This window comes from Loigolactobacillus coryniformis subsp. coryniformis KCTC 3167 = DSM 20001 (assembly GCF_002706425.1).
Classification (GTDB): Bacteria; Bacillota; Bacilli; order Lactobacillales; family Lactobacillaceae; genus Loigolactobacillus; species Loigolactobacillus coryniformis.
Genome location: NZ_CP017713.1, coordinates 282,270 through 295,923, shown reverse-complemented (window position 1 = coordinate 295,923; position 13,654 = coordinate 282,270). Strand labels below are relative to the sequence as shown.

General features: G+C 43.0%; 12 protein-coding genes. 7 read left to right on the top strand and 5 right to left on the bottom strand.

The window, feature by feature from the left end:
* Positions 1-19: 19 nt before the first annotated feature.
* Positions 20-1,423, bottom strand: a complete 1,404-nt coding sequence (proS, locus tag LC20001_RS01440) for a proline--tRNA ligase (protein WP_029508035.1) — start codon at positions 1,421-1,423, stop codon at positions 20-22.
* A 145-nt stretch (positions 1,424-1,568) separates the two neighbouring features.
* Between proS and LC20001_RS01435 the strand changes: the two genes are divergently transcribed.
* Both LC20001_RS01435 and LC20001_RS01430 read left to right on the top strand, forming a co-directional pair.
* Positions 1,569-2,600, top strand: a complete 1,032-nt coding sequence (locus LC20001_RS01435; RefSeq protein WP_169925057.1) for an IS30 family transposase — start codon at positions 1,569-1,571, stop codon at positions 2,598-2,600.
* A 474-nt stretch (positions 2,601-3,074) separates the two neighbouring features.
* On the top strand, positions 3,075-4,028 hold the full coding sequence (locus LC20001_RS01430) for a ketopantoate reductase family protein (protein ID WP_010011388.1): 954 nt from the start codon (positions 3,075-3,077) through the stop codon (positions 4,026-4,028).
* 70 nt (positions 4,029-4,098) lie between these two features.
* Here the strand turns inward: LC20001_RS01430 and LC20001_RS01425 are convergent, their stop codons facing one another.
* The 3 genes from LC20001_RS01425 to LC20001_RS01415 form a co-directional block, all read right to left on the bottom strand.
* The gene (locus LC20001_RS01425) at positions 4,099-4,452 is read right to left on the bottom strand and encodes a YxeA family protein (RefSeq protein ID WP_010011387.1); all 354 of its coding nucleotides are present in this window, start codon (positions 4,450-4,452) and stop codon (positions 4,099-4,101) included.
* Between the two features lie 74 nt (positions 4,453-4,526).
* Positions 4,527-5,087, bottom strand: a complete 561-nt coding sequence (locus LC20001_RS01420) for a hypothetical protein (RefSeq protein ID WP_010011385.1) — start codon at positions 5,085-5,087, stop codon at positions 4,527-4,529.
* 92 nt (positions 5,088-5,179) lie between these two features.
* Positions 5,180-7,252: an LTA synthase family protein gene (locus LC20001_RS01415; RefSeq protein WP_010011384.1), complete on the bottom strand. Its 2,073-nt coding sequence runs from the start codon at positions 7,250-7,252 to the stop codon at positions 5,180-5,182.
* Between the two features lie 397 nt (positions 7,253-7,649).
* On the opposite strand from LC20001_RS01415, the gene LC20001_RS01410 reads away from it, so the two are divergent.
* The 4 genes from LC20001_RS01410 to LC20001_RS01395 all read left to right on the top strand — a co-directional run bounded on the left by LC20001_RS01410 (position 7,650) and on the right by LC20001_RS01395 (position 11,619).
* Positions 7,650-8,552, top strand: a complete 903-nt coding sequence (locus LC20001_RS01410; RefSeq protein WP_010011383.1) for a metal ABC transporter solute-binding protein — start codon at positions 7,650-7,652, stop codon at positions 8,550-8,552.
* 255 nt (positions 8,553-8,807) lie between these two features.
* Positions 8,808-9,524, top strand: a complete 717-nt coding sequence (locus LC20001_RS01405; RefSeq protein WP_010011382.1) for a metal ABC transporter ATP-binding protein — start codon at positions 8,808-8,810, stop codon at positions 9,522-9,524.
* Positions 9,517-10,311, top strand: coding sequence for a metal ABC transporter permease (locus LC20001_RS01400; protein ID WP_003676826.1), 795 nt, complete (start codon positions 9,517-9,519; stop codon positions 10,309-10,311). Before LC20001_RS01405 ends, LC20001_RS01400 begins: the two co-directional genes overlap by 8 nt.
* Before the next feature lie 132 nt (positions 10,312-10,443).
* Positions 10,444-11,619, top strand: coding sequence for a multidrug effflux MFS transporter (locus LC20001_RS01395; protein ID WP_010011380.1), 1,176 nt, complete (start codon positions 10,444-10,446; stop codon positions 11,617-11,619).
* Between the two features lie 15 nt (positions 11,620-11,634).
* On the opposite strand, the gene LC20001_RS01390 is transcribed toward LC20001_RS01395, so the two are convergent.
* Positions 11,635-12,012, bottom strand: coding sequence for a DUF1694 domain-containing protein (locus LC20001_RS01390; protein ID WP_010011379.1), 378 nt, complete (start codon positions 12,010-12,012; stop codon positions 11,635-11,637).
* 272 nt (positions 12,013-12,284) lie between these two features.
* Between LC20001_RS01390 and hflX the strand changes: the two genes are divergently transcribed.
* Positions 12,285-13,565, top strand: a complete 1,281-nt coding sequence (gene hflX, locus LC20001_RS01385) for a GTPase HflX (RefSeq protein ID WP_010011378.1) — start codon at positions 12,285-12,287, stop codon at positions 13,563-13,565.
* Positions 13,566-13,654 lie beyond the last annotated feature (89 nt).

The window sequence follows — 13,654 nt, the reverse complement described above, 5'->3', positions numbered from 1 at the left end:
TCCGTCGATTTCGCGTCGTCTAATAAGCCTGTGCCCAAGTAACTAATTTTTCAGCTGGCTGACCACAATAAACACATTTATCAGATAGTTGTTCCTGTTCAAAAGGAAGACAGCGTGCAGTCGCTTTGGTTTCTGAATGAATAGCAGCTTCGCATTTAGGATCACCACACCACATTGCTTTAACGAAACCACGATGATTACCTAAATTCTTTTTAAATTCAGTCATATCGGTTGCGGTAAATATATTAGCCTCTAAGTGATCCTTAGCCATTTGATAAAGATTAGCTTGAATTGCTTCTAATAATTCATTGACCTTGGTATGCACATTAGCAATTGGCGTTACAATCTTCTCACCCGTATCACGGCGCACAAGCACGACTTGCTGTTGCTTTAAATCACGTGGCCCTATTTCTAATCGAAGCGGTACACCACGCATTTCATATTCATTAAATTTCCAACCCGGTTTTTTATCACTTTGATCCATTTTGACCCGAGTATCAGCTTGTAGATCAGTCATAATTTCAGTAGCGGCTTGGACAACTTCATCATTTGGCGCAATTGGGATGATAACAACTTGTGTTGGTGCTACACGTGGTGGTAATTTCAAACCACGATCATCGCCATGAACCATAATTAAACCACCAATAATTCGTGTCGATAAACCCCACGATGTCTGATAAGCATACTGCTGCTGACCTTTATTATCTAAATATTTAATATTAAAAGCTTTAGCAAACTTATCGTTAAAATCATGCGACGTGGCTGATTGTAACGCCCGACCATCAGCCATCATTGATTCAAGGGTGAAAGTTTGATAAGCGCCAGCAAACTTTTCACTTTCCGTCTTTTGACCTTTAAGTGTGGGAATAGCTAAAAACTGATTAATTACTTTTTCATACATATTCAGTATTGCAATCGTCTCTTCATGAGATTCTTGCGCTGTCGCATGAACCGTATGGCCTTCTTGCCAGTAGAATTCTGACGTCCTTAAAAATGGTCGGGTCGTTTTTTCCCAGCGCATGACGCTGACCCATTGATTATATTTAAGTGGTAGATCTCGATAGGAATGTACTGCTCGAGCATAATAATCACTAAAAAGAACTTCCGAAGTTGGCCGAATCGCTAAACGCTCTTGAAGCTTTTCTGTACCACCTTGAGTTACCCACGCAACTTCAGGAGCAAAACCCTTGATCAATTCACTTTCCTTAGCTAATAAGCTTTCTGGGATCAATAACGGCATCGCCATATCTTCATGCCCAGTTTCTTTCAACATACCGTCAAACTCTTGTTTGATATTCTCCCAAATTTGATAGCCATAAGGTAAAATAATCATTGCGCCTCGAACTGGTGAATAATCAGCCATACCCGCTTTTAAAACAGTGTCGGTATACCATTTAGCAAAATCGTCGTCACGTGCCGTTATTTCTTTTACGAAATCTTTCTTATCGCGCGTTTTATAATCAAGTTAGCCAAATACTTTTAGCTAATTGATAAAATAAAAAACACCCAGACAAATCTCTGTTATCATTGATGTTCCTACACAAACAATGAAAGAGGTTATTGTCTTGATGCAAGAACAGAATACCACAGTCAGAAAAAAAGGTCAGCACCTAACTTCGTTTGAACGAGGCAGAATTGCTACGCTGCACAGCCAAGGCTATTCCAATCGTGCAATTGCCAGAGCGCTTAATGTTTGTCATCAAACAATCAATAATGAATTGTGCCGCGGCGAGATCGACCAAGTAAAAAAAGTGAATAGTCAACGCCAATATTACGCTGTATACTCACCAGAAACAGCACAAGCTAAGTACGAAGCTAATCGAGCCCACTGTCATCGACCTTTGAAACTCGTCGGTGTCGCTGATTTTATCGACTATTTTACGACTCATTTGCGTCAAGATGGTTGGTCGCCTGATGCAGCAGTAGGACGGGCCCAACTTGAAGGCTTATATCAACCTGAGGAGATGGTCTCGACCAAGACGCTATACCACTATATTGATGCCCAGTTACTTGAAGTCCGTAATCTTGATCTACTCGAAAAAACGCGCCACCGTGCTAAACATCATCACTCGATCAAGCACAAGCGTCTGGCCGGACGGAGTATTGATGAACGGCCTAAAAGTATCGACCAGCGCCAAGAGTTCGGCCATTTCGAATTGGACACCGTGGTGGGCAAGCGCAACGGTCAAGAGAGTGTGATCTTAACGCTGATCGAGCGTCAATCCCGCTGCCAAATTCTACGTTTGATCGATGGTCGTGATGCCGATTCAGTCAACTATGAGCTGGCCAAGATCTGTCAAGAATACGGATCAATCATGAAGTCAGTTACTGCCGATAATGGCGCTGAGTTCTCGGAAGTTGGCGCTGTACTTACCGGTGTCGCTGACCTTTATTATGCCCATCCATATCGTTCCTCTGAGCGTGGGACTAACGAAGCGCATAATCGAATGATCCGCCGCGATGTACCCAAGGGTCTATCCATGGATATTTTGGGTCCTCATGATATCCAAGCAGTTGAGTCAAAGCTAAACAATTTACCGCGCCGGCAAACTGGCTATCAAACACCCAAAGAGCTTTTCTCCGCTGCTTCCGCCGGTTAAGTTAAGTCCATAAAATATGAATATTAATGAAAATACTGATTTAATAGGATTTATCGTGTGGCTAATTTGTTCTTGCAATTTGGGGAGAATTATCATTGCGCCGTGACTGATATTTCCAAAAAAGTAATTGACATTCTTTAATTCAACCGATAAACTAATAATCATTAAAAATAAATGAAAATAAAATGTGAATTCAATTGAGGAGTCGGCGTTAGGTAATGTTGCCAGAAAGTATCGCTGCTGAGAAGATACCTTACCTAATGCCAAAAGTCGTTGAACATGCAGTCTTTATGAGGAGTGCTGGTTAGCTGCCAATATCAAGCATAAGCGTTTTTAATAAACGCTTACTGAGCAATATCATGTAAGTGATGTTGAATGATACAGGTGGTACCGCGCTAGTCGCCCTGGAGAGTTTAAACTCTCTAGGGCTTTTTTCATTTAAAATTAATCTAATTAACAGAGAGGACGATTATTATGCATTATGGAATTATTGGTGCCGGTGCAATGGGCTATCGATTTGGGGTATTATTACAAGAAAACGCAGGGGTCAAAGTTGATTTTATCGATGCTTGGCAACCAAACGTGGAAAAAGTACGTGAACAAGGTGGTGTCTATGCCGCCCGCAACCACGAGAATCGTCATTTAGTCCCAATTGATATTTTTTATCCAGAGGAATACAAAGGCCAGCCTGACGCCTGGATCATCTTCGTTAAACAGATGCAATTAGCTGACGTGTTAAAACGTTGTGCCCCTCTCTTCAATGACCAACAGATCGCCTTTTCAGCAATGAACGGTATGGGCCATATTGATAAAATTCGCCAGTACTTCGCTGATGACAAAATAATCGGTGGCACAGCTATGATCGCCACTGTTTTAAACGGCCCTGGTGATGTTGACTTTATTGGTGAAGCTGGTGCTGGTGAAATGCATATGGCTAACTATACCGAAGAGATCAATCCGCAGATCAAGGCCGTTGAAGCGGACTTTAAAGCCGCTAACTTAAATCCGATCGTCACTGACAACTTTATGGGTACTCTAATGGCCAAAGTCGTTTTCAATGCCGTTGTTAATACATTATGCACGATGTTCGAACTGACCATGGGCCAATTCATCGAATACCCTGGCGCCAAAGAAATGGCCACTCAGTTGATGAATGAATCCTATGACGCCTGTGAACGTGCCGGCATTCAAATGATTTCCACCCGCCAAGAAGAGATCGATTCCGTGGATTACGTTAGTCGCATAGGCAATCCATTGCATTACCCATCGATGTACCAGGATTTCTCTAAAGGGCGGCCCACTGAAGTTGATTACATCAACGGTTACATCGCTAAATTAGGTCGTGAACATGATTATGTTTGCCGCACCCACGAATTCATTACTCATGAAGTTCATTTAGCCGAAATGATGCGTAAATACAAAAAATAATTTCCCTGCATAAGTAAAAGTCCACGACGTAAAATATCGTGGACTTTTTGTTGTATTTTCTTCTATTTAATCATTCATCTAGTTTAGCCGTCGCTTTAGCTGGCACGTCACCCTTGGTAACAGCTTGCCAACTGATCACACCTTTTTGACGGCTGACCTTTAATTGCAGATATGCATTGCGTTTCAACGGCCGTTCTTTGTTGCCATTAAAATCAACGGTTCGTTTATCACCGGCTTTATTGTAAGCGGGTAATTTATACTGATAATCAATATATTTATCACCATTATCTGCGGTGCGCACCTGGCGTTCACCTTTAGTTGTAATTTTAGTGTAATAACTCTGACCACCGTATTCATACTGGTACCAGCCAAAGCCTAATCCAACAACGATCAGCGCCACTAAGGCATAGATCCATTTACGCATATTCGCTTACCTCCAACACTTTTTCATTAGTATACGAATTTACAGACTGAATTACCAGTGACAGTTTTGTAAGCTCAGCGCTCTGACCACGCGACTTTCAGCATGCTGGCAGTACCTAGCCCTAGGCCTAACAAAGCCCCAAGCGCCAAGAGTAGCCAGAAAAGCCAGCCTAACGCACGGTCAGCATAACGGCTTTCAGCTAAAACCCCGAGCATTGCACCGACCACCGTTCCAATCAATAAGCGGCTACTGAAGACGAGCCAAAGTAATTTATACGTTACCTGCTCTAACTGCGCATAATAAGTTTGCCACTGGCGATAATCAGGATTGACTACCAAAGGATTTTCCGGTGCATCGACCATAAAAACCGTTTCCGCTTGCGCCAATGCATCGGCTTCATCCATTCCCGCGGCCGTCCGTGCTTGAATATAATCGATCATATAGCCAGCCAACTCATCGGCTTCGACCAAATGGGTTTTCGGCGTGAAACGTAAAATTCCGTGATAATGAATATCGCGGCCGACGCGTGCACCTAATTGTTCAAAATAAGTCCGTTCATTTTTGACTAACCGCAAACGCGTTTGCGCCCGCGCGAAACGTTGTAATTCTGACTGTGTCGTTTTACTGATCGCCATTTTACCCCTCCGTATCGTTTTATCCTACTTTATTAAAGTGTTCTTGTTCTATTATTTTTACTACTAATTTGACCGCAAGATAGAAGATTACGTTACTTTGCCTCTGGTGCGTCCGTTTGGTACAGATCAGCAGTGGAATGATCATGATTTTGCGAATACAAGCTAGTTGACTTTTGACCTAAGGTTTCACGCAGTTGGGCCAGCTTAGTGAAGCCATCCGTATAATTATAATTCTGTGGTTGCACCGGTTTAAAGCCCTTTGGCGTGTAAAAGCGCAATAAATTACCGTTATTCAATTTATCCGATAAGCGCAATGCCGTTGTCACTCTATTCTGATTGTCATCGACCTGCGTTTGTTGCGTTTTAGTCAGCTTAGTCAATTCAGTCCCAGTTTTTTGATCATAAACATTCCCCGCCGCCTTAGTGTACTGCGGACTGACCCAATCGCCATCGCGGAACGCCACCACTTGATCATGCTGCGACGAAAAAACGTCCGTTCCAAATTGCAGATAACGCTTAGTCTTGATTCCTAACAAATGCTCGATTGTTGGCAAAACATCGACTTCACCAGCGTATTGCTGCTGAACACTACCAGTTTTCACCCCAGGAATGTGGATCATAAACGGAACCCGCTGCATTTGTGCATCATCGTATGCCGTCCAATCATCAGCGGACTTTCCTAGCAAAGGTGCCAAGTCCAGATTACGTGTATTAGAAATACCGTAATGATCACCGTATAACACGATGATCGACTTATCATATAAACCGGAGGCCTTCAAATAAGCGAAGAATTCTTCAACTGATTGATCTAGATAATGCGCCGATTGAAAGTAATTATTGACCGAGCTGTCAGCGGTATCCGCCTTAGGAAAGTCAGTATCTTCGCTGTCCATTTCAAATGGAAAATGATTGGTAACCGTAATAAATTTCGCATAAAATGGCTGCTGCATTTGTTCCAAATATTTGACTGAGTCTTTGAACAGCAGTTTATCCTTCAAGCCATAACCAATACTGCGATCGCCAGCCGCATCAAAATAGCTCTTATCAAAGAAGTTTTGGTAGCCCATATTCTTATACACATTATTGCGATTCCAAAAACTAGCCACATCACCATGAAAAACTGCCGATGAGTAGCCTTGCGTTTGCTGTAAGATCGCTGGTGCCGCTTGAAACGTATTATCGCTGCCTAATTGGGAAAATAGCGAGCCTTCCGGCAAGCCATAAGTACTGGTCTCCAACAAATTCTCCGCATCGCTAGTTTTCCCCTGCCCGACTTGATGGAAAAAATTAGCAAAGGCATAGGTTTGTTTGTCATGATAGAGACTATTCAAAAACGGGGTAACTTCTTTACCATCAATTTTATCATCGATCAAAAATTGTTCAAAACTCTCTAAATGGATCACGATCACGTTTCTACCTTTCGCCAAACCAAACATTTGCGGATCAGCTGCAGCGTAGTGCTGCTTAATATACTGCTGCACACTAGCCAGATCCGAAGTACTAGCTGATGCGCGCACCTGATCATTGCGGGCAGTTTTGAAGGCATCATTGATCGTATAAGCATCGATGCCTAAATACTTAACAATATAATTACGATCAAACGTCCGTGTCAACAACTGTGGCCGATCGATTTCACCTAAAGTCAGATTAAACGCAAATAAAACGACGCCCAACGAAGTCAGCGCCCAAGGTAACCGACGCGGTAGTGGCTTTTTATCAACCTTGATCAAGCGCGCCAAAAGCAAAACTAGTAACACAACGATATCTAGCCAATAAAACACGTCGTGACCCTTAGTTAGCGCCAACGAACTACCACTGATCCCATTAGAAACTTTGGAAAAACCGGTGATCGTGTTGATCGTCATAAAGTCGGTAAATTCACGATAATAGATCACATTAAAATACAGCAGCGCCGTGTTGGCCGCGTGTAAAACCAGCAGAGTCAGGTATGACCACCACGGTTTTTTGATATACAAAGCAATGCCAAAAAAAATAAGCGTAGTCGCCAATGGATTGATGATCAAAATGAAATATTGGTAAATGCCACTGACGCCTAATGAAAAATCAAGCGTATAAGCTAAAAGTGTTTTTAGCCAAAACAAAATCACAACGAGGCCAAAAAAGCCTAGCCGACTATTTACACGGTGCCTGATCGCTGTTAACAAAGCATTCACACTTTCTTAATTAATTGTTTTCAAGGAAACTAAATTAGTTATTCAAGCTTAGTCAAAGTCGAATTTCGTTGATTTAGCAAGAACAAAATCACTTGACAAAATAAATTTTACCAGTAAACTAAGCTAAGTGTTCTTAAAAAAGCCCCTAAAAATAGGTTCTGAAGCTTTTTTGCTTATCTTATTTCAACTAATCGTGTCTAAAAGGCCGATTGCTTTGCTTAGCGACGTAAGTTAAACACATCAATCTAGGTTGCTTATTACCTACTTAGCGTTCAAAAATCTAAGCGCCTTTTTAAACACGTTCTAATCAAGCTTCAGTATATCAAATTAGTCGGCCTGAACTGTGGATGATCCAAGAATATTACACTTTTTTAAGGAGAATTGATTAATGATGAAGCAACACAAACTTTGGGCTAGCATTACCTTGTTAGCCAGCCTTTTATTGCTCCTCGTTGGTTGTAGCACCAAACCAGCTGCCAAGAATGATGGCATCACCGTTGTTAGTTCATTGAACTTTTATGGTGAAGTTGCCAAAGCAGTGCTGGGTGATCATGGCACGGTGACGTCGATCATCACCAGCCCGAATACTGACCCACACGATTTTGAACCGACGACAAAAACAGCGCGCACCGTTGCTAAAGCAGATGTCGTGATTGCTAACGGAATCGGTTACGATGGTTGGATGCAAAAACTGATTAATGCCAATGGTGACGACAACGTCACCAACATCCGCGTCGGCGAGGATTTAATGGGCAAGAAAACCGGCGCCAACGAACACCTTTGGTATAATAAAAACACGATGCCAAAATTAGCGCGCCATTTAGCTAAAGTCTACGCTAAGCGCGATCCAAAGCACAAAGCAGCTTACCAGCGCAACGCCGAGAAGTACATTAAGTCATTGCAACCGATCAACACTAAATTAACGCAATTAAAACAAAATAAACAACAGCAAAAAGTTGCAGTCAGCGAACCTGTTTTCAATTACGCCTTGTCCGCACTAGGTTATCAAATTAGTGATCAACATTTTGCGCGTGCCATTGAAGAAGGGACAGACCCTTCACCTAGCGACATCAAATCACTACAAACTGCGATCACCAATCGTAAAATTGCCTTTTTCGTTCAAAATAGTCAATCAACAGATAAAGTCATCGCTAACTTGGTTAGTTTGGCACACAGACATAATGTGCCCGTCATTAAAGTAACCGAAACGATGCCCCATGGTCTTAATTATCGGCAGTGGATGTTAAAGCAATACGACCAATTAGCTAAGATCCAGACCGCTGAACAGTGAGCAGGATCAATCGTAAACGTGGTTGAAAAAGCAGATTATTGCGCATAGCTATCATAATTAAAACCTTTAACTAATTTTTAAAACTCTGAAGTTTGATTGAATCAAGACAGAGCTGGTTAGATTCCATACACCAGCTCCGAAATGGAATCTAATCGGATCTGTTTACGTCTATTTTAAATATGATATCCAAGCAACACTAGTACTCAAAATCTGAGCGCTATTTCAACCCACTCTCTTATAAAAAGGAAGGTCATCATGACGCAATCACCACTTTTAGCAGTTGAGCATCTGGCGGTCAACTTCCCTGACCATCAGGTATTTCAAGACTTGAATTTCACACTCCAACGCGGCCGCTTTCTAAGTATTGTCGGCGAAAATGGTGCTGGTAAAACAACCTTGATTCGAACTTTATTGCAGCAATTAAAACCTAGTAGCGGTGCGATTCGTTTTTTTCCAGAGCGTAAAGCCATTCGGATCGGTTATGTGCCCCAATTTCGTAATTTAGATGAAGAATACCCATTATCGATTCGCGATTTCGTCAGCCTTAATCTTAGCGGGATCCATTTACCGTGGTTATCGCACAAAGAGCGACAGGCCGTTGATACTGCTATTCGCAGCACCAATTTGACGGCCATCGCTAAGCGGCCACTGGGTATGGCTTCTGGTGGCGAAAAGCAGCGTGCTTATTTGGCTCAAGCCTTAGTTGAACAGCCGAATCTTTTGATTTTAGACGAATCAACTGCCAGTCTAGATAATATGATGAAATACGAACTTTTAGATCTCGTCAAAAAATTTAACCGCGAACAAAATTTAACGGTTATTTTCGTGACCCATGATCTACCATTAGCTAAGCAGTACGCAGACGATTATTTATTATTACGCCGTAAAGGCTATGAATATGGTCCAATCGCTGAGCTACCAGAAGATGCGCTGATCAGCACTGAACGTGGAGGTGATCTGACAAATGCTTAGCCTACCTTTTATGCAAAATGCCTTTTTGGCGAGTACCTTTATTGCAATCATCAGCGGCATCATTGGCGTCTTCGTGATTGCCCGTAATATGTCATTTCTGACCCATACCTTATCTGAGATTGGCTTTGCCGGAGCTGCCTTCGGGATTTTCGCTGGCTGGCCGCCGTTAAATGGGATGCTATTATTTACGATGATCAGTTCGGTCATTGTGGGTCAACTCAGCGTAAAGGCTGCCCGGCGCGAGGCTTCGATCAGTGCGATCTCTAGTCTGTTTATCGGGCTCGGTATTTTATTTCTCTCGCTAGCCAACAAAACGTCAAGTTACGCAACCAATATTTTGTTCGGCAGCATTATTGGTATCAGTCGCGCAAACGTGATCCAAGTGATCGTTTTGTCCGCCGTTGTTTTGTTAGTGGTCTTATTCATCTATCGCGATCTAAAATTCGATTCGTTTGACCACATTGGAGCCCGCGTTAAAGGCTTATGGACCAACGTTTTATCAATTGCCTTTCTCGTCCTACTCGCGCTATCCGTCAGTGTTGCTGCACAAATCGTCGGCTCGTTGTTGATTTTCGTTTTACTAACGTTGCCGGCAGCTAGTGCGCGCTACTTTGCCCACACGGTCAGCAGTATGATGGCTGTAGCTGTTGGCATGTCGTTGATCGGCGTTTGGGGTGGCCTGTATCTCGGCTACATCACTAACTGGCCGGTTACCTTCTTCATTGCCTCGTTTGAATGTTTGTTTTATATCATTGCTTTAGGGTATAATCATTGGCGGCAAGGATAATTTAAGCACGACTAAATACAAATTAGACAGCGTTAGCTCATAGCTCACGCGGGTCTAATTTTTTTTGGAATTAATTAGCATGTGTAAAAAGTGCTCAGACTTGGCGCACATTTATCTAGGAGGATCTTTTTAATGAGTAAACGACGGGAACTTTGGTTATTGATTTTACTGGGAACGTTAAGCGCGTTCGGACCACTATCAATGGACATGTACTTACCAGCACTACCCCAGTTACAACAACAACTACACACGAGCGCATCATTAACACAATTATCGATCACCACTTGTTTGATCGGTTTAGCGGTAGGACAAATCTTTATCGGTCCATGGAGTGATCGTGTTGGTCGCAAATTACCCACGTTGCTAGGAATGGTTGGCTTCACCGCTGCATCTTTATTAGCTGGACTAGCAACCAACGTCTGGTGGTTAATTTTTCTGCGTGCGGTCCAAGGTGTGGCCGGCGCGGCTGGCTTAGTCACCTCACGTGCGATTGCTACTGACTTATTCAGCGGGAAAAAATTGACCCAATTCTACGCTCTTTTAATGGGAGTCAACGGTATTTTTCCCGTGATCGCCCCAATTATTGGTGGCTTTGTTCTCACCTTTACGACTTGGCGTGGTATTTTCTATATTCTCGCTGTAGTCGGAATTATCTTGCTGATCAGCGTTTGGTTAGGTTTACCGGAGACCCATCCAAACCAGACTAGCGCACCGGAAAAACCACTAAGCATTTTACAAATGTTACTCCGTGATCGTATTTTTATGGGCTACACGTTGGTAACTGGCCTAGTTTCTGGTGGTTTATTTGCCTACATCTCCGGCTCTTCCTTTATGCTACAAAATATTTTCGGCCTTTCATCGCAGGGTTTTAGCTTGGTCTACGCTTTAAACGGTCTCGGCATTGTCGTCATGTCCCAACTGGCTGGTTATTTAGCCACACACTTTAACGAGTATCGGGTACTACAAGGTGGCGTGATTATTGCATTGATCGGCGCACTGGCACTATTTGCCACACTATTTATCCCGCATAACCTTGTTTTAGTGTTGATTCCACTTTTCCTTATTGTTTCAATGGTCGGTATCGTCAGCACAGTGGCCGCATCACTGGCCATGCAACACGCCCATGCCAATGCCGGTAGCGGCTCAGCGTTACTAGGGCTGACCCAAAATCTAATTGGCGGTATCCTGTCACCATTTGTCGGTTTAATGGGGCAAAATTCTTACTTACCGATGGCCGTTTTGATCTTATTGTGTGAAATTGCTGCATTAGCTGTTTACCAACGGCGCCTCGCCCGCCTACGTTATTAATTCCGTAACGCTAAATCAAAGGACGATTGGCCGGGTAATTTTCTGGGTGCCAGCGATCACTAAACCAAAATCTTGCTCGGTCAATGGCTGCGACACCCGCATTCCATTTTGCGCCAAGATCGTAAATGGATAATCAAGTTCGACCGCCACTTTTAAATAACGGTTGATCAAAGTTTTACCCATTCGCCCATTGATATAGATCCGCAATCCCGGATAACGGGTTAAAACATTACGCACTAAACTTTCAGCCTTAACCGTGCGTAATTGTTGAATCATTAACGCCAAGGCTACCCGTTCGCGAAAATTACCCAGAAACGAGCGCTTTTCGTCTGGCTTTAATTGTGGTTGACCGAAAACATGACTTTTTAAATAATCTTGAATATCGTCTGCCATTTACAACATCCCCTCTAAATAGTGATTGATTTTGTAGTTTAATTTGTGCTACCAAAACTACGGTACAATGATTTTGTTCTACTGTCATGTTACAATAAAGTTGCGACAAATCAACCGAATGTTGGCGCCGTCACAAATTCACAACCAACATTCAACACTGACAATGTGCGATTGTACAGCGTTAGTGTAAAGGAGACTTGTATGATGACCAACAAGAAACGTATTTCCCAATAATTGACCATAACTCAAGTCACTATACCTATGGAGGAAATATGCAAGAAATCGAATTAACTAAAGTATTGATCGGCGGCGTCAGCCAAAACCAGGCTTATTTTGAAAGCGATATGGCCGAATTAGCCGAATTAGTCAAAGCCAACCAGATGACCGTCGTTGGCGATATTCGGCAAAACCTAGAGCGAGCAGTTGCGGCTACCTATTTTGGTAGCGGTAAGTTAGAAGAAATTCGCCAATTGGCTGAAGAAAATGACGCTCAAGTTTTAGTGGTCAACGATGAATTAAGCCCCTCACAGATCCGTAATCTCGAGCATGAACTGAAAATGACTTTGCTTGATCGTACTGGCTTGATCTTAGCTATTTTTGCCAATCGTGCACAAAGTCGCGAAGCTAAAATGCAAGTCCAAATCGCGCGACTACAATATGAATTACCGCGCTTGCGGGTTGGTGAACAGGCTAACTTGATGCAACAAGGCGGCGGTCCTGGCTTCGCTAACCGTGGGAGTGGTGAAACAAAGCTGGAAATGAATCAGCGCACGATCAAAAATAAAATCAGTCAATTACGCCACGAACTAAAAACCATGGAAGTGGCGCAACAAACTAAGCGCGCGCAACGTGAACGTTCCGCAATTCCGACCGTTGCCTTAGTCGGCTATACCAATGCCGGTAAGTCCACGACGATGAATGGTCTTTTACGACGTTTTAATGCCGACGCTGAGAACGCTAAAACAGTTTTTGAGCGTGATATGCTGTTTGCAACGCTAGACACTAGCGTGCGTGAGATCACACTGCCAGACAACAAAAAGTTCTTACTCAGCGATACAGTCGGCTTCATTAATAAACTACCAACCCAATTGGTCAAAGCCTTCCGTTCAACTTTAGCGGAAGCAGCGGCGGCAGATCTTTTAGTTCAAGTGATCGACTTCTCTGATCCAAACTATCAAGAAATGATCAAAGTAACTGAAAAGACTTTGCACACAATGGGCATCGACGACATCCCAATGATCTATGCCTATAACAAGGCTGATCGTAAAACCGATACTGCTTTTCCACTGCAAACTGGCGAACACGATCTAGTCTATTCTGCCACTGATCAAGCTTCATTGGAGTTACTGACGCAGATGATCACCAAAGAGTTATTTGCTGATCTCACTAAAGTTGCTTTCATGATCCCCTTTGCTGATGGTAAATGGGTCGACTATTTGAATGAGCATGCCAACATTCTGGAACAGGACTACACGGCTAGCGGCACACAGATCACTGCCGAAGTCAGCCCAGAAGATCGTCAACGCTTAGCTAAATATATTATTGAAGTTTAACTGATTTGCAGCTGTTCCTTCGGGAGCAGCTGCTTTTTTATTTTGCTGGCGCTAAGCATCGATTATACTTAAGTCAGCGAGATTCTATA